The organism is Jatrophihabitans cynanchi, from assembly GCF_027247405.1.
GTDB lineage: Bacteria > Actinomycetota > Actinomycetes > Mycobacteriales > Jatrophihabitantaceae > Jatrophihabitans_B > Jatrophihabitans_B cynanchi.
In genome coordinates this window covers 1454386-1471577 of the sequence record NZ_CP097463.1, presented here as the reverse complement: position 1 = coordinate 1471577, position 17192 = coordinate 1454386, and the positions used below count along the sequence as shown (strand labels likewise).

General features: G+C 69.3%; 11 protein-coding genes. 2 read left to right on the top strand and 9 right to left on the bottom strand.

The features are described 5' to 3' along the window. Positions 1–40 precede the first annotated feature (40 nt). Positions 41–5881 (top strand): MobF family relaxase, encoded by a 5841-nt coding sequence (gene mobF, locus M6B22_RS07085; protein ID WP_269445062.1) that lies wholly within the window; start codon positions 41–43, stop codon positions 5879–5881. A gap of 30 nt (positions 5882–5911) precedes the next feature. On the opposite strand, the gene M6B22_RS07080 is transcribed toward mobF, so the two are convergent. The 5 genes from M6B22_RS07080 to M6B22_RS07065 form a co-directional block, all read right to left on the bottom strand. Then, positions 5912–6856: an SDH family Clp fold serine proteinase gene (locus M6B22_RS07080; RefSeq protein ID WP_269445061.1), complete on the bottom strand. Its 945-nt coding sequence runs from the start codon at positions 6854–6856 to the stop codon at positions 5912–5914. Beyond that, on the bottom strand, positions 6853–7026 hold the full coding sequence (locus M6B22_RS22115) for a DUF6527 family protein (protein WP_407935656.1): 174 nt from the start codon (positions 7024–7026) through the stop codon (positions 6853–6855). Before M6B22_RS22115 ends, M6B22_RS07080 begins: the two co-directional genes overlap by 4 nt. Positions 7027–7214: 188 nt before the next feature. Then, entirely contained in the window at positions 7215–8591 is a 1377-nt protein-coding gene (locus M6B22_RS07075; protein ID WP_269445060.1) for a ThiF family adenylyltransferase, read from the bottom strand. After that, positions 8591–8980 (bottom strand): E2/UBC family protein, encoded by a 390-nt coding sequence (locus tag M6B22_RS07070; RefSeq protein ID WP_269445059.1) that lies wholly within the window; start codon positions 8978–8980, stop codon positions 8591–8593. The genes M6B22_RS07075 and M6B22_RS07070 overlap by 1 nt, the downstream gene beginning before the upstream one ends. Positions 8981–8989: 9 nt before the next feature. Then, positions 8990–9268, bottom strand: a complete 279-nt coding sequence (locus M6B22_RS07065; RefSeq protein WP_269445058.1) for a PH domain-containing protein — start codon at positions 9266–9268, stop codon at positions 8990–8992. Between the two features lie 83 nt (positions 9269–9351). Here M6B22_RS07065 and M6B22_RS07060 point away from each other — a divergent pair, with 83 nt between their 5' ends. Further along, on the top strand, positions 9352–9564 hold the full coding sequence (locus M6B22_RS07060) for a ribbon-helix-helix protein, CopG family (protein ID WP_269445057.1): 213 nt from the start codon (positions 9352–9354) through the stop codon (positions 9562–9564). A gap of 233 nt (positions 9565–9797) precedes the next feature. On the opposite strand, the gene M6B22_RS07055 is transcribed toward M6B22_RS07060, so the two are convergent. From M6B22_RS07055 to M6B22_RS07040, 4 genes are all read right to left on the bottom strand, one after another. Next, on the bottom strand, positions 9798–11189 hold the full coding sequence (locus tag M6B22_RS07055) for a hypothetical protein (protein ID WP_269445056.1): 1392 nt from the start codon (positions 11187–11189) through the stop codon (positions 9798–9800). After that, positions 11189–11530, bottom strand: a complete 342-nt coding sequence (locus M6B22_RS07050) for a hypothetical protein (RefSeq protein WP_269445055.1) — start codon at positions 11528–11530, stop codon at positions 11189–11191. The genes M6B22_RS07055 and M6B22_RS07050 overlap by 1 nt, the downstream gene beginning before the upstream one ends. Positions 11531–11676: 146 nt before the next feature. Continuing rightward, the gene (locus tag M6B22_RS07045; RefSeq protein ID WP_269445054.1) at positions 11677–16770 is read right to left on the bottom strand and encodes a hypothetical protein; all 5094 of its coding nucleotides are present in this window, start codon (positions 16768–16770) and stop codon (positions 11677–11679) included. Further along, positions 16701–17081, bottom strand: a complete 381-nt coding sequence (locus M6B22_RS07040; protein ID WP_269445053.1) for a hypothetical protein — start codon at positions 17079–17081, stop codon at positions 16701–16703. Before M6B22_RS07040 ends, M6B22_RS07045 begins: the two co-directional genes overlap by 70 nt. Positions 17082–17192 lie beyond the last annotated feature (111 nt).

Sequence of the window (17192 nt, the reverse complement as noted above, 5' to 3'; positions counted from 1 at the left end):
ACTCAATGTCTGTGGATAACCGCCGCGCGATGATCGGCGGGTGTTGACGGTCGGGCGGGTCGGCGCGGGCACCGGCTGCAAGTACCTGACTCGGCAGGTCGCCTCGGGCGCCGACGACTTCGCGCAGCTGTCGCCGACCCAGGCGCTGGCTTACTACAGCGACGTGCACGCACACGGCGAATCGCCGGGCCGGTGGATTGGGCGCGGCCTGTCAACACTCGACCTGGCCGGGGCAGTGCAGCCCGCCGAGCTGGAGAATCTGGTCGGTCAGGCCCGGCATCCGCACTACGACGAGCAGCTGCAACAGCGGGCCATCGCCCTACTCAACGACCGGTCGCTGAGGGGCCCGGAGCGGCGCGCCGCGCTGGCTGCGGCGGAGAAGGCGCTATACCTGGGGCGGCAATTCGCCATCTACGAATCAGCGGCAGACAGGGCCGAACGGGCGGTCGCCGACCTCGGCGAGGACGCCGACGAAGCCTCCCGCGACGCGGTCCGGGCCCGCGTGCTGGCCGAGGGTGACCGTCAGGCCGTCGCCGCCTATGAGCTGACCTTCACACCGGTCAAGAGCGTCAGCGTGCTCGGGGCGGTCGCCGGCGAAGCCGTCTGGCAGGACGTCCTCGACGCGCACCGCGCCGCGGTCGACACCGCCCTCGAGTACGTGCAAGACCACGCCGCCTACTCCCGCGCCGGCGTGAACGGCGTGCGTCAGATCGACACCGAAGGCCTGGTGATCGCGGCCTTCGAGCACCGCATGAGCCGCGAGCAAGACCCCAACATCCACACCCACGCCATCGTCGCGAACCGCGTGCTGTGCACCGACGGCAAGTGGCGCACCGTCGACGGCCGCGCCGTCTACGCGGCGAGCGTCGGGGCCCGCGCGGTGTATGAGCAGGCTTTGGAAAGTGAACTCGCCGTCCGGCTCGGGGTGCGGTTCAGCACCAACGAGCGGCACACCATCCGCGAGGTCGACGGCATCCCGGCCGAGGTAATCGAGCACTTCTCCAAGCGCCGCGCGGCCATCGAAGACGCCCTCAACGGCGCGGTCACGCATGAGCGCGACGACAGCACGGCGCACGACGCCGACGGACACCACGAGCAGCACCGCGACCGGGTCAGCGCCGGCGGGTGGCGCAAACTGGCGCGGCGGTTCACGCTGTCCACCCGCTCGGACAAGACCGGCGCGGAGTCCACCGCCGACGCGATCGCCCGCTGGCAGCACGAACTCAGCGCCGCCGGCCACGACCCGGCACAGATCGCGGACGCGGCGCTGAACAGCGCCGTCAACGCGGCCGGCCGCGACCGGCGCAAGCCGCGCACAGATGCGCAGATCGTCACCGACGCCGTCCAGGTACTCAATCAGACCCGAGCGGTGTGGACCCGCCACCATGCCGTGCTCGCCATCTCCCGCGTCCTTCCACCATCGGCGGACTTGCCGTACGAGGAGCACCAGAAACACATCGAGCGGCTGGTGACCCGGATTCTGGCCGAATCGGTGCAGGTCACGCCGCCGGACCTGCTGGACGTCGGGACGACGCTGCGACGCGCCTCCGACGCCGAGAACGTTTACACCCAGCATGCCGACGTGCTGTACGCCGCACGCTCCACTGTCGCCGCCGAGCAGCGCATCCTCGCCGCGTTGGAGGACGCCGACGCGCCGCTGATCAGCGCCGCGGACCTGGCCGTGAGCATCGCCCGGGTGCCGCTCGGCGACGACCAGGACGCGGCCGTGCACACCGCGCTGACGACCGGCGCCAGGGTCTCGGCGATCGTCGGGCCAGCGGGGTCGGGCAAGACCTACGTGCAGCGAGCGATCGCCGCCGCGTGGCACGCCCGACCCGTGTCTGACCCGGCAACGGACTCGACGGATCGCGTGGCCGGCCATGCGAGTTCGGCAGGGGACAGCAGCCGCGAGGTGTTGGCCCTGGCTCCCAGCCAGATCGCGGCGTCGGTGCTGTCCGAATCGATCGGCGCCCGCGCCGAGAACGTGGCCAAGTGGCTGCACGAGCACCGCAAGGAGGTCAAGGCCGCCGACGAGGCCCGCGGCCGCGGCAAGCCCTACACGCCGCGGCCGGACTGGACACTGCGCCCCGGACAGCTGGTGATCGTCGACGAGGCTGGCATGGTCACCACCCGCGAGCTGGACGCGATCCTCACCGCGGTACGCAAGGCCGACGCGAAACTGCTACTGGTCGGCGATGACAAGCAGCTCGGCGCGATCGGCGCCGGCGGCATGTTCCGCACCGTCATCGAACGGACCAGCGCCCCGGTGCTGTCCACGGTGCGCCGCTTCCGCGACGAGCACGGCCAGCTGCGCGAATGGGAATGCACGGCCTCGCTCGCGTTGCGCAACCGCGACCTGGACGCGATCGCCGAGTACGAGCGGCGGGGCCGCATCCACGCCGGGCCGCACGCGCGCATGGAAGAGACCAGCTACCGGGCGTGGCTCACCGACCACCTCGCCTTCCAAACAGACCAAAGCGTCGGCCCGGGCGGCGCCGATAGCCAGCGGGCCGGTGTGGCGCTGCTGATGGCCGACACCGAAGCCGCCGCCGCCACACTGTCCGCCCGGGCCCGCGCCGACCTCGTCTCCCGCGGCCTGGTCGAAGCCGACGGTGTGCTGCTGGCAGACGGCAACCGCGCCGGCGTCGGCGACCTAATCGTCACCCGGCTCAACGAGCGCACACTGCGCGCCGAAGCGGGGGAGGGGTTCGTCGCCAACCGCGACACCTGGCGCGTCACCAAACGCCACCGCGACGGGTCGCTGACCATCGTCTCGGTCACCTCCATCGGACATCGAGACGAGGAACGCAGCGTCGAGTGGAAGCTGCGGCTACCCGCGGACTACGTCACGGCCAACGTGCAACTCGCCTACGCCGGCACCATCCACTCCGCCCAAGGCCGCACCGTCACCACCGCCCGCGGACTGGTCACCGAGGCCACCAGCGCCGAGGCGCTGTACGTGATGATGAGCCGCGGCCAACGCTCCAACGACGTCTACGTCGTCACCGACGACACCGAACGCGAACCGCACCAACGCTGGCCCGAACAACACCACCTGTCCGTGCTGGCCCGCATCCTGGAACGCGACGACCAGCCCACCGCCTCCGTTGTCGACGTCGAACGCGACCTCTACGTCGAGGCGAGCAGCCTGCAACGGCTCCGGGTCATCTTCGGCGACCTGTCGACCGTGGTCCGCGGCGCCGCGTACGAGCAGCTGATCGCCGAGCACGCCGGCCGGGAGGCCGCCGACCGGGCCGTGACCGATCCCGCCTGGGCATCGCTGGTGCGCGCGCTGGGAACCGCGCAGCTGCTCGGCTGGGACTCCCGGCAATTACTGATCCAAGCCATCGCCCAGCGTGAGCTCGGCAGTGCCGCCGACGTCGCCGCCGTGCTGCACTGGCGCTGCGAAACCATCACCGGCCGCTGGCGCGAAGCCGCCGCCACCGGACACCTGGACGGCAGTAGTGGCGTGCTGCTGTCCTGGTCCGAGCGAGCCACCGGGATCCTCGCCGCAGCCCGCGGCGACACGCTCACCGACCCGGTCAGTGCCGACGCCGCGGCCGCACTCGTGCAGGTCGCCACGGCGATGGACCAACGCATCGAGGCCCTGGCCGCGCAACTGGCCGGCCAAGCCGCCGCCGGTCAGGACGGCGGCTACGAGAACGGCACCGTCCCGGCCTGGGTGCGTGCGCTCGGCCCGCTGCCCACCGCCGCGGCCGACGGTCGGGCCGAGCTACGCTCGCGCCGCGAGGCGTGGCTGGCGCTGGCCCGCACCGTCGTCGCCTACCAGGACGCGACCGGCTACGACCCTGCCGCCGACACCGGCAGCAACCGCGCGGCCGCCGCAGACCGCGACGCCGACCCGGACGCATCGGTCCCTGAGCCCGGCACCGACGTCACCAGCCCGAGCACCGACCCGGTCGGCGCCCGGCCACCGGCGGGCGACGCGGAAGCGCGTGAACTCTGGACGCAGGCGCGTCGGGCGCTGGCCGAGCAGGCGATGGCCGGCACCATGCGCGCGTTCCTGCCCGACCAGCTGAGCGCGTGGGTCGCCGAAGGGCTGCGCATCGAGACCCGCGATCAACCCGCGTACGTCGGGCACGACCTGCGCGCACTGTCGCTGCGCGCCCGGGCGCAACGCACCCGCGTCAACCGACTGCAGCGGGAGCACACCGTCGCCGCCGGACTGCTCAATACCGCCGAGCGGCGCCGCTGGCGCCGCAACAACGCCGCGATCGAAAGCCTGCGGCGCGGCCACCAGCAAGCCACCGACCGCGTCGAGCGCGGCCAGGAAACCCTGCGTGAGATCGAACGTGAGCTGCGCACGGTCGTCGGCATGCACCAGACCTGGCAGGACTGGGAGCAGACGACTCGCGAGCAGCGGCAACGCGCCCGCTTGGCCGCCCAAGAGCTCGGCCTACGCGGGATCGAACCACCCGCCGAGGCGACAGCCGTGCCGGCCTCAGAAGCGGGACCGGTGGGCGCACCGGCCGCGCCGGAAATTGGTGTGCAGCCGATGTCGCATTCGGCCCCTCCCGCACCGCTTGGTCCAGGTGTGAGCACCACCCACGACCTCGACACGGGGACCCGCGTCGCGACCGCGCTGCCCGGGTTCCCGCTCGCCCGGCCGCGGGTCACCTCACCGCGTCTGCTCGCCGAGCAGTACGCGATCCAGGCCGCGGCCGCGAACTGGTTCCGCATGCAGACCCTCGACCCGGCCACCCAGCGCTGGTCCGTGGCCTACCTCGAGCAGCGCCGCCTCGCCGAGGCAGCCGATACCGCTCGGGTCGGGTACGCGCCCAGCCGCCCGGGCCACTGGACCCTGCTCGTCGATCATCTCCGCCGGCTCGGCTACAGCGACACCGCGATCGAGACCGCCGGCCTGGCCACCCGCTCGCGCCACGGACAGCTCATCGACCGCTTCCGCGACCGCGTGATGCTGCCCGTGCTCGACGAGGCCGACCGGCCGATCGGGTTCGTCGGCCGCAAGCCCGCGGGCGACACCAACCCGGACAACCCGAAATACCTCAATCCCACCGGCACCCCGCTGTATGACAAGAGCCGAGTCCTCTACGGTCTCGACACCGAAGCCGTCGCCCGTCTGACCGACGGCGCCCGCGCGATCATCGTGGAAGGCCCGATGGACCGCCTCGCCATCCAGGCCGCCATCGCCGCCGTTCGGCAGGCCGACCCCCCGCACGGCGGCCTCGACTTGGTGCCGATCGCCACCTGCGGCACCGCGCTCACAGACGCCCACCTCGACCTGCTCGCCGAGCACACCGACCTGCGCACCGTCGTTCTCGGCTTCGACCCCGACGAGGCCGGGCGCAAGGCCACCCTCGCCGCCGGCCACAAGCTCACCGCCCGCGGCGTGCCCGCCGCCGCCCTCACCGTCGCTGCCCCGCCCGCGGACGCGGATGCGGCAGCCATCCTCGAACGCCACGGCGCCCTCGACCTCGCCGCCACACTGGCCGACCCCGCCCGCCGCGACACCCTGCTCGGCGTTCTCATCGACGATAAGCTCGACCGCTACGACTGGTCCAGCACCGGCACGGCGCTGCGCGACCTGCCGATCGCCGAACACGCCGCCTACGACGCGACCCGGCTGCTCGCCGACCACCTCCGCGAGCAGATGCTGTGGGGCCAGCCCGACACCGAACTCATGCAAGGACAGCTACGGCACATCGCAGTGCGCACCGGTGCCGATCAGCAGCAGCTCAACGCCTACCTCGTCGAGCTGGTCGTCCCCACATCGGCCGACGACCTATTCGCCGAGCAAACCGACCAACCAGCCGAGGCCGCCGTCGACCGGCGCGAGCTCGCCGTCACCGTCGAGCAGGACCTAGCGTCTGACATCGAGGCGGAGCGGTACGGACTCTGAGCCGACAGCTCGTCGAAACAGGCCTCTCGTTTAGACGGCGCGGCTGTCGATGCAAATCGATGCGATCTCTGACTCGAAAAGCTTTTGCTTGTCCCTGACCGCAAGAGCTTGGAGGCAGTAGAGGTGCCACAGTTTTTGCCACAGCTCGTCATTCGGATCGAGATAGTCGACCGTGAGGCCGATCTTGGGGTCTGAGGCGTCTTCCCAAGAAATCGGCTGGCCGTGGGTCGGGAACTGTGAGTTGTCGAGCAGCGCGGAAACCGCTTGGCTCCAGTTGCCGACCTCTTTCATCATTCCGCGGTGCAGCTGCTTCTCGGCGAACTCCCTCGCTCTCTTCATGATGCTCGTGAACAACTGGACGGTCTCCGGGTCGAGCTTGTTCAACATCATCTGAGCGGCAAGGTCGTTGGGGTTCTTCTTCAGCGCGTCTTGGTGCTGGTTGTAAGCGTCGAGGTAGTTTTTGACCGAGTGGCGCATGCGGTTGCCGTTGCGGTCGGCGCGGATGACCTGGGGGTCGATCGGGCCGAGCTCGGAGGTGTCGCTCATGATGATCCGGTCGGCACCCAGGGCCATAAGCGTGCCCGCACTCTTGGCGTAGTCAGGGACGATGACACGGACCTGGCCGGTTGAGGTCTTCTTGCGCACCATCGTCATGAGCTTCTCGGCAGCGTCGATGTCGCCCCCGCCGGTGTGGAGGATCAAGTCGATGTCCTGACCGCGGCTGATGTTGTGCAGCAGGTCCACGAAACAGACGACATCCTCGCGATCGACAGGAGCGGCGATGCCGGCGACGTAGGAAATCACCTTGTTGCCCGTCGAGGACTCAATCTCTCGGATCAGGGCCTGACGCTGATACCGGGCTGCATGGATGGCCTGAAACAGCGGCGTCTTGCTGATCGGCGGGACGACATCTTTGAGCACGCCCTCGGTGTCGACCACGTCATCCGCGTCGTCGTTGCCTTCGGAAATCGTCATGATGTCCTCACCGAGTTGCGCTTGTCGGGCACCCATTGGACTCTTCCCCTGCGAACGATGTAGTGGCATCGAGCTCGGCCGCGAAACTCGTCGATGCTCGGCTGCAGGGTGAGTGGTTTGGCAGAGGGCATGGTCCAAGCCGGTCGGCGCCGAAAGTCGAGGTTCAACATCACGCGATGATGGTCGACGCACGGACAGTCGAAGGCAATCCACGTTGGCCTGTCCAATGAGCCGACGAGCACTGCGCCGTTGTGTGGCAAGCGCTCTGGTATTTCGTCGGCGGCTGTTACGACCTGGACAACGCGAAAGCTCCGACCGGTCCAAGGCAGCCGGTGCCACCAGGAAACGAGAAGGCGCCTCACCACGTCTGGTCCAGGAACGGAGCGGTGAGGCCAAGGCCGATCTTGCCGGAGGAGTCATGGCAGTAGTGACGGTCGAGAGGCTCTTGATTGTTCGTCGACACCTCGCGGTCGTGGAGGCGAAGGAGCACCTCGCTCGGCACCGGATCGACCCCATGGTGAGTGAGGCGTTCGATGAGTTCGGCGACGGCAGCGGCGGCAACGGCGCTGGTATAGGCGACGACGGCGGGCTCCACGCCGGGCAGCGCCGGGGCGTAACCTTCATCGACGAGACGGTTGCGTTCCTCGGGTGTGAGCATCTCGCTCCGAGCACGGCCTAGGTCGACCCGGCCGCGACAGATCAGACACGCTTGTCCGGGATGAAGCACCGTGACGCGGCCGTGGATTCCGTCGAGACGACCCGCGCCATCCGAGCTGAGCAGAACACCGCAATCGATCACCGGCACCAGCAGGTAGGTGGACAGACGGGAGAGCACCATTCGACCGGCGTTGTCGTCGGTGCAACCGAAGACAATGTCGGCGTCGAGGAGCAAACGAGCAGTTTCCTCGACGGTGATCATCGACTGGATAGGTCGAACCCGTATCGAGGGCAGGATGTCGGCGAGGTGGTCTGCCAGCACCTCGACCTTGGGCCTGCCCACATCCTTGAGTCGTGAGCCATAAACCCGAGTGACGTTGCTGTCGGACAATTCATCGGGGTCGATGAGCTGGATGTCGCGCACGCCGAGGCGGACCAGCTGTTCGGCCACGGCCGATCCGGTACCGCCGCAGCCAACGATGCCGGCGCGCAGATCGCCGAGTACTCGCTGCACCGGCCCGCCGAACGCTCGGATGTTTCGGTCATAGATATCGAGAACGCCTTGGTGTTCAGAGTCGCATGCGTGATAGAGCGCGAGTCGCGGTCCGACGACCCAGAGACGGTCGATCGGCGCAATGGACACGCCGTCGTCGAGGCTGCCGGTGAAGGTGATCGTCCCGTCATCGGAGGAGGTGATCAGGGCGCCATAGAAAGGACTGTCTGCTCGGAGGCGGAAGAGATCGGAAAGCGACCGGTTGACGGTTAGGTCGTGGCGGCTGGGGGCAGGATTGGAATCGTTACCCGGGTGGGTGTGAAACCAGATCGGCACGCATCCCGCTTCCTCGGCTCGCGCCAGGGCGGGAACGTAGCCCTCGGAGCTGATCAGGAGCTGCTGGGCCTCGCGCCGTTCGTATGCATGGTCAGGAACCTCTAGCAATTCCCGCGCGAGCAAACGGATGTTGTCCTCAGGCGTGCGGACAAGGCGTGCAAGGATCACGCCGCCGGTTTCGACATCGTACGTGGACAGTTCGCGAAGTCTGCTGGCCAAACGATCGGGCACGACCAGGGTGGTCGTCATCAGGCTGCGCTCGCGGCGCAGCGGACCAACTCGCGGTTGATAAGGGCGACGTAGCTCTCGAGCCCGTCGATGCCCGATCGCCATTGGCCGGGGTTGAAATGGCGAGACCAACGTTGCCAGGTGCGGCCGAGATGGCTCTCGGTCACCTCGGTGGCCTGGATGACACCTCCGTTGGCGAGGGTGAGAGCGGGAGCGAACCACCACATGTCAGGGGGCAGGTCGGGGTAGCCGGGCTGCAGACGGATGAGCAGGTCGGCGGTGGCGACGTTGAGACCTTGCGGGAGGATCCAGTCCTGTAGCAGGACGCACGTCATGGGCCCGTCCATGGCAATGGTGTGGGACAGGCCGCGGTGCGCGAGGAACTCCGCATCAGGTTCCGGCAAGGTCATCGCGTTCTCCTACGTGTGGTCCGCGACCTCGTGGCCGGGGTTGATGTGCGCCGGCGCAGTGAAGAAGCGCTTGCCATTGACGATCTCAACGACGTACGTGTCGTCGATCTTGCGGTCGGCTTGGCCGGGGATGACCTCGAAGAGGTCGCGATCCGGTCCAATGGGTGGGTGCGGCAACTGGCGGAGCTGAGCGCCAGTCAGTTCTTCCTCGACCACGTGATATTCCACGCGGTCGATCTTGATGTGGAACTCCTTGGGCTTCTTTCCCCCGGGATGCGCTTCGGTCATCGGTCCTCCTCGATCGGTGACACCAAGATACCATGATGCCGAGATACTGGACAACGACGGTGCGCTGGTGTCACAATGCCGACATGAAACCCGCGAAAGCCATGACGATTCGACTCTCTGCGGACCAGGCCGAAGAGCTGGAGACGGTAGCGCTGGTTGACGACCAACCGATCTCGGAGATCATCCGGGCGGCGATCTCCGAACACATCCTGACGCGCAAGGCCGACTCGTCATTCCAGGATGGGCTCAAAGACCGGATTGAACGCGCTCAACGGATGCTCGGGAGCGATCAGTAGTAAGCATTCGGTCGCCGGGTGGCTCGCCCGCACGGGTTCCGATCATCGATTGACCGCGAACTGGACTGGTCTCAACCCTTCGGCAGATCGCGGTTCCCGGCTCGACTATCCGAGCATCGCCGAGCAAGTCAATGGCGCCTGTGTCGTCCGTCCGTGGGTTTGGTCTAACTAAATTGCCCGCTGGTCACGTTCGGTGCCCAGGCATGCCTACGCGCGGCCCGTAGGCAGTTCGCTTAGCCGATGTCAAAGTCGGGCGCGGCGGCGAGGGCGGTGTCGGTTTCGAACGGGTGAGATGTCGCCTCGTACACGCCGGCGTCCCGGCCGAGCGACACGACCGGACCCGCGTCGCCACTCATGCCGTCACGGATCTGCTGCACGAGCGCGGCGTGTGGGTCGGGGCGGATCTTGGCGGCCAGCGCGGCGTTGGCAGCCTGCAGGTCTGGCTGCGGCTGGCCGACGTGCGGACCGGCGGCATGGGTGAGCGTGGTGGCCAGCTCTGCTGCCAGCTTGCCGGCATCGCCGAGTCGGTCCATCACAGTGACGACGTCGAACCGGTCGGCGACCACGGCGCGGCGCTGCAAGAACTGGTCGAGGCGCTGCTCGCGGAACGGCAAGCGATCAGCGATCGCGTGTAGCTCGCCTCGGTCGGCGAGCTGCTGGACTGCGATCGACAGATGGGTCGCGATCGCTGGCACCTCGTTGACCATCGCCTGCAGGTCGCGTACAGCACCGGCTTTGAGGCCGCCGTCGTCGGCGATGAGCCGGACCTGGTCGGCCAGGCCGAACTCGCGGCGCAGCTCGCTGTGGGCACGTTGGGCCCACACGCCCAAGTCTCGGTCTTCCAGGTGCAGCGGCGCCGAGCTGGTGAACGGTCGCAGCCGATCGCGCACTTCGTACCAGATCGCGGCTGCGGGGCGGGCGTCCGGGAGCGGCTGGCCGGTCAGCGCCGCGGCCGCGATGGTTGCATAGCGCGTGGTCGACTCGGCCGCGCGGGTGACGGCGAAGATTTCCAGCAGGGTCGGCCGACGGTTGAGCTCGACCGAGGAACGGCGCAGCCGATCCGAGATGACGGTGAGCGCTTCGAGCGCGGTCCGTGATGCCGGCCAGCTGGCCGGTAGTGCCGAGCGTGGCACGGCGCGGTCGAGCACGGCGCGGCCCTGCACGGTGGGGGAGTCCTTGAGGGCCTGCACGATCAGGGCGCGGGCGGTCAGATGCGTCCAAGCCAGGTCCGCGGTGCGCCGTCGGCTGCCTTCGGCGGCGTAGGTGGTCAGCACCCGGGCCGCGCTGGCGACTTCGATGGTGATCGCCCAGCGTTGGTCGCGACCGGTCTCCTCGCGCAGCACGGCCGTAACGTCGGCCAAGCCGCCGGCGAGACGAGTGAGCCGGCCGTCGCGGTCGAGGTTCATCCGGGCGGCCACCACCGTGCAGGAATCGGCCAGGTCGCGAGTGATGGTTTCCCGGCGGCCGTTGACGTCGAGCTCGAGTCCGGCGGCGGCCAGGTTCCGCAGCGCGCGACCCAGCTCGGACAGCGCGCCGGCAGCGTCGATGCTTTGCCGTTCCGTGCCGGCGTCGTAGGGCGCCTCGGTCTCGAGGGCCTCGATCAGGTCGCGGATGCTGGTGGCCATCACTGCACCGCTTGCTGAGGCAGCGCGTCGGCGGCGGCCCGGGCGTCGAGGATCGCGTCGAGGACGGGGTCGGTCAGCTCGTCGTCGGGCAGCGACGACAAGACGGCGGTCGCCTCGGCGATGGCGGTGCCGATGTCCGCCACGTCGTCACCGACGAACGGGAGCTGCGCAGGGGTGAACCCGAGCACGGCGTGCAGCCGTCCGGCGGCTCGCCCGCAGCGCAGCGGCACGTCGAAGTCGACGGCCTGTTCGCTGTCTCGGGCTACGGCGTCGAGCAACGCCGCCGCGTGAGAGATCTTGCCGGCGCGCTCGGTGCGATCGGCGGGATCGATGCTGGTCATGGGGGCCTCCTGCTCGGCTGGGTCGTAGCTGGGTGAACTGGCAGTGTCAGCGGCTTGACAGCGGCCCGGGCGGTGCTGAGTCAAGTTGTGGATAACCGCGGCCGACACGCCGGCGGCGTGCCCCGGCGTCTGGTCGCGAGGGCTTCTCATTCGGGCTCCCAGCCGATGTCATCGGAAATCGCGCCGACCGCTACGGGCTCGTGGTCACAGCGGCCCGGCCCGGGTTCGTGCTCGGCGTTGGGGCTGTGGCCGCGGTCCGGAGATGTATCGGAGGCGGGATCGCGGCGGGGGGTGGCGGCCTCGGTGAGGCGGGCTTCGATGTCGGCGGCGCGTAGCTTGGCCGCCGACAGTTCGCCGGCTTGCGGGAACTCGGCGCCGATGCGCCGCCGCGCCCGGGTGATCTCCACGCCGAGGTGCTCGGCCTCGGCTCGCAGCTCGTCGTGGCGGTGGTCGAGGCCGGCGACGCGGTTCTCCAGCCGGGTGACGAGCCCGACGGCCTTGCTGTCCTCGCCGAGCGCGTGTAGCTGTTCGATGGACAACTCCACCGAGGTGTGCGGCACACCGCGGCAGCGCACGGCGAGCACAACCCCGCTAGTACGGCGAAGTGCGTGTGCTTCGAGGGCCAGACCGGCGAGCGAGCCGATCGAGACGACGGCCTCCCGTTGGTAGCCCAGGTCGCGGGCCAGCTCTGCCAGGCTGCGTCGCAGCGCGTGGCTGGCGTCGCTGCGCTTGTCGTAGGTGGCGGCCCCAACTGTCATGGTGAACGCGTCGGCGCTCGTGGGCCGACGCTGCGGCAGGACCTCGGCGAGCTGGTCGGCCTGACGCTCGAGTCCGGCCTTCCGGTCGGCGATCGACACGACCTGCCAGCGCAGCCGGTCCTGGGAGCGGTCGTGGGCGCGTTCGAGTCGGCGCAACCGGGTCAGGTCGGCGTCGACCTGCGCCTTCTCCAGCAGCAGCGGGTCGTCCGCGGCCAGCGCCTTGATCTCGCCGTAGCTGAGCGCGGTTTCCCCGACGTCTTCGATCTCCCGGATATCCAGCCGACCGCGCAGCACCTGCCCGATGAACTTCTGCTTGCGTTCCAGGCTCTGCCACATGTAGGCGTCAAAGCTCTTCTGTGTTATCCATCGGATGATCTCGACCTCGGCGTTCTGGTTGCCCTGCCGCAAGATGCGCCCGTCGCGCTGCTCGATGTCGCGGGGCCGCCACGGGACGTCGAGGTCGTGCTTGGCGACGGCCCGGGCCTGGATGTTGGTGCCGGCGCCGAGCCGCTCGGTGGAGCCGACGATGACGGCCACCTCGCCGCGGCGGCAGGCCGCGAACAGCAGCGCCTTGTCTCGGTCGTTGTTGGCCTCGTGCACGAACCGGATCGCCTCGCGCGGCATGCCGCGCAACACCAGCGCTGTCCGCAGCTCGTCGTAGACGTTGAAGCCGTCCTTCGGGGTGCCCAGGTCGCTGAACACGATCTGCAGCGCGCCGCGTAGCGGCGAAACGGTGCCGTCGGGTCCGAGATATTCGCGGCCGCGGTTGCGGCCCCAGATGGTGGCGATGCGGTCCGCGGCCGCGTCGATCTTGGTCTGCTCGGCCGTGTCGCGGTCGACCAGGCGCAGGTCGAGGGCCGCCTTGCGCGACTCGGTCATCAGCGTGAGGACGTTGTCCTTGCCCTTCTCGCTGCGCGCAGCCATTCGCGCGGCACGGTCGCCGATGTTGGCCATGAACACCGCGAGCTCGTCGGACGCGCCGACCCCCACCGTCTCCGGGCCTCCGCCGGCAACAGTGGGTGTGGGCAGTTGCAGGTCCTCGGCGGTCTGGATGTCGGCGAAGATGTGAAACATCCGCAGCAGCTCGGGGACGTTGTCGAACTTCGCGATGCGTGCCTTGAGCCGGAACCCGCCGGTCGGGGCGACCTCGATCTCGGTGACCTGCTGGGTGAACGTCGCGGCCCACTGATCGAAACACTCGACGCCGGCGTCGGCGAGCACGTCGGGCCGCAGATAGGCCTGCATCACGAAGCACTCGGTGAGGCTGTTGGCGATCGGGGTGCCAGTGGCGAAGGTGATCACCCGCTCACCCCGGGTGCGGCGCAGATAGTCGATCTTCATGTCCAGATCGGTGGCACGTTTCGAGGCACGTTTGCCGAGGATGGCCAGGTCCGGTGTGGCCGAAGGGGTGAGAAGGTTCTTGTACATGTCGGCCTCGTCGACGACCAGGTAGTCGATGCCGCATTCCTCGAAGGTCAGACCGTCGTCGCGGCGCGCCTCCATGTGTTTCTTGATCGCCTCTTCCTGCTTGGCGAGCATCGTTTCCAGCCGCTTGACGGTTAGCCCGCCCTGCTCGCGCGCGGAGCCCAGCCACAACCTGATCTGCGCGGATTGCCGCTCGAAGTAGGCCTTCTGCGCCTCGGTCGAGAGCGGGATGCGGGCGAACACGGACTGGGAGACGATTACCGCGTCCCAGTCGCTGTTCGCGATCCGGCCGAGAAACGTGCCGCGGCCGAGTCGGGTGACGTCTTGCATGCCGGCGGCCAGGACGCGGGCCTGCGGGTAGAGCTGCAGGAACTCGTTGCGGAACTGGTCGACGAGATGATTGGGCACCACGATCGCCGACTTGTTGATCAACCCGAGCCGGCGCAGCTCCCACACGCCCATCGCGATCTCGGCTGTCTTGCCGGCGCCGACGACGTGGAACAACCCGGCCGACGGCTCCTGGATCATGCGGTTCACCGCGGCCAGCTGGTGCGGCCGGGGCGTGAAGCTGCGGGCCAGGCCCGGCAGCGACAGCGCGGTCGTGGAGTAGTCGCGCAGCACGATCGCGTTGAACCGACGGTTGTACTCCTCGGCCAGTTCCGTCGCCCGCGGCGGATCCTCCCAGGCCCACTCGGCGAATCGCTCGTTGAGTTCGACCGCCTTGCGCTGGGCGGCTTCGGTGGTCTCGAGGTCGAGTTCGCGTCGGCCGTCGTCCACCTCGACCCAGATCTGGATCGGTTCCGCGCGCAGCAGCTTCTCGGCGATCTTGCTGCCGGCCATCGCCGGCGTGCCCCAGGTGTCGGTCTCCAGCACCCCCCACCCGCCGCCGCGTACCGCCCATTGCGTGCCGCCGGCGTGCTCGACCTGCAGGTGCTCGTTGCCGAACGTCTCGCGCAGGAACGCCTGGACGTAGCGCTGACGCACCCACCCGCCGAGCCGCACTGCGATGTCGTCCGGGGCGATGTCCGCCGGCACGACCGCCCGCAGGGCGGCGACATTGACCTCGAAGCGGGCGTCGTGTTCGGCGGCGGCGCGCGCGACGTCGAGCTTGCGGCGCACGTTGTCCGACAGGTAGGCCGCGGCCGGGAACAGCCGGCCGGACTCGTCAGACGCCTCGCCCTCGGACAGCACGGTCTTCGGGTCGTCGAAGACCAACTCGCCGAGCTGGGCGCGGGCCTGCGCCTCGTCGACGCCGAGCAGTCGCGCGACCTCGCCGAGCCGCACCTCGCCGAAGGTGTCCAGGCAGATCGCCAGCGCGTCGGCCGGGGTGTCCGCGCCGAGCGGCCGCACCCGCGGCACCACCACCCGGGTGGTGAAGATCGCGGCCTTCGTCGCGGTCTGGCTCTGCGGGTCGAAGTTCTCCAGCGCGTACACCGCGCCGGCGAACGGGTCGTCCCGAAATCCGCCCTGTCGCGGCGGAACGCGGATCTGCGCCGTTTCACCAGTGACCGGGTGAGTGCGGCCAGGACGCCAGCTGAACCGGTTGATCGGCCCATAGGTGGCGGCGTAGGCGTCGTAGTGCCGATTCAGTGCGTGGCGAAACTCGTCGAGCTGCGCGTCATCGCTCAGGTCGGCGGCCTCGGCTTCCACCAGCCGCAGGTAGGTATCGCGCAGATCGAGCAGGATCGCCAACTCTCGCTGTTGCGTGCCCGGCACCGGGTGCGGGACCACGGCGCCGGCCTCGACCCGGCCGAAGCTGCCATCCGGGTCGCGTTGCAGGAAACCGTCCGGTCGGCGCGCACCCGCAGGAACGAGAGCGACCGGGGATGCCTCGCGCGATTCCGTCGGAATCGCCTCGCGCGGCAGCAGCGTCAACCCGAGGTCGACCGCCAGCTCGGCCGCCGAAGCGATCCGCTCGCCGACCTGAGCTAGCGGGTCGGCATCGCCGGTGACACGGACTCGCAGCTCGTCATCGCGGTACTGGCCGCGCCCCACACTCACCTCGCCCACGACCTGTTCGGGATGCGCAGCGAAGTACTCGTTGACCCGCACGGTGCTCAGAGCACGGTTCCCGTCCGCGGCGCCCTGGGCGTGGGCGACCTCGATGTCGACCACCCGCTCCCAGGCCGCACCGGCCGATTCGACGCCAGGCAGGCGGCGGCGCAGCACCAGCAGATCGGTGACCACCTGGGTGCCGGCCACCTGGTGCGTCTGTTCGGGCAGCCGCACGGCGAAGACCAGGTCAGCGAGCTCGGCCAGCTCGCGCCGCGCCGCCGGGTTGGCCGCATCCATCGTGTACCGCGACGTGATCGCGATCGTGATGCCACCGGGCCTTGTCAGGTGCAGCGCCTTGACCAGAAAGTGGTTGTGAATCGTGTGGCTGCGCGGGTTGTGCCGGCGGTCGGTCAGCGTCACGGTCCCGAACGGGACGTTGCCGATCGCCAGATCGACATAGCCCTCGGGCAGCCGGGTGTCGACGAAGGACTCGGCGCGGATGTCCGCATCCGGATAGAGCGCTGCCGCAATCCCCGCGGTGGTCGGATCGAGTTCCACGCCGATCACCTCGGCGCCTTCCGGGGCGAGGCCGATGAACGTGCCCGGCCCGCAGCCCGGCTCGAGGACCCGGCCGCCGGTAAACCCGAGCGTGCGTGCGGCCTGCCACATCGCGGCGGCGAACCGCGGATGGGTGTAGTGGGCGTTCAGTGTCGAGCGGGCCGCGGCGTGCAGCTCTTCGGCGTCCGGGATCAGCTGGGCCAACTCGTCGTGGTGCCGCGCGTACTCTGCGCGAGCCGGGTCGAACAGTTGCGGAACCGCGCCCCACCCAGACCATGCCGCGAGGATGGGCAGCTCGTCGGCCCGGGCTCGCCGCTGTTCGGCCTGCAGCTGGCGCAGCACCCGCAGGGCGTCCAGGTTGGCGCGCGCCCGCGCGCCGGCGCCTAGCCGGGTGGGCCCGTTCGGGTCCGGCCGGAACCGGGGGAACGGTGCGGCTAGTGCGCCGCCCGCTCCTCCGATGCGATCACGGCCGCCGCCGTCTCCTGCGCCGTCGGGATGCGCCACTCCGGCGGCATCTCGTCCGAGTCCTCGCCGTCGGCCGAGTTCTCCGCGGGCAGCAGAACCATCTCCTGCAGCACGATCTCCTCGGCCCGCAGACGGGCCATGTTGTTCGCGCCCACCCGCGACAGGAACTCCGCCTCCGGCCGCTCCGGTCCCCGCAGATCCAGTTCCAGGGCCGCGATCCGGTCGCTGACCTCCTGACCCAGCTCCGCGAAGAAGCTCGCCGGGTCCTCGATCGCCGCGTACCGGCCCGCCAGCCTCGTCCGCCAGTGACGCTGGGCCATCGCCCCGTACTTGCTCATCGGCTCGCTCACTCTGACCTCCTTCGGCCACGTCGCCAGCCGCGCCCCACAGGAACTCCAGCGACAGCTGGCCGTCGACCTTGCCCGGGTCGTCGCGGCGATGACGGCCCACCTATGCCGCCA

Bases quoted from the DNA above. Each gene is read 5' to 3' on its own strand.
- M6B22_RS22115 (WP_407935656.1), bottom strand. From the start codon at position 7,026: ATGTTGAACCTCGACTTTCGGCGCCGACCGGCTTGGACCATGCCCTCT.
- M6B22_RS07080 (WP_269445061.1), bottom strand. From the start codon at position 6,856: ATGACGATTTCCGAAGGCAACGACGACGCGGATGACGTGGTCGACACC.
- M6B22_RS07060 (WP_269445057.1), top strand. From the start codon at position 9,352: ATGAAACCCGCGAAAGCCATGACGATTCGACTCTCTGCGGACCAGGCC.
- M6B22_RS07065 (WP_269445058.1), bottom strand. From the start codon at position 9,268: ATGACCGAAGCGCATCCCGGGGGAAAGAAGCCCAAGGAGTTCCACATC.
- M6B22_RS07050 (WP_269445055.1), bottom strand. From the start codon at position 11,530: ATGACCAGCATCGATCCCGCCGATCGCACCGAGCGCGCCGGCAAGATC.
- M6B22_RS07055 (WP_269445056.1), bottom strand. From the start codon at position 11,189: ATGGCCACCAGCATCCGCGACCTGATCGAGGCCCTCGAGACCGAGGCG.
- M6B22_RS07070 (WP_269445059.1), bottom strand. From the start codon at position 8,980: ATGACCTTGCCGGAACCTGATGCGGAGTTCCTCGCGCACCGCGGCCTG.
- M6B22_RS07075 (WP_269445060.1), bottom strand. From the start codon at position 8,591: ATGACGACCACCCTGGTCGTGCCCGATCGTTTGGCCAGCAGACTTCGC.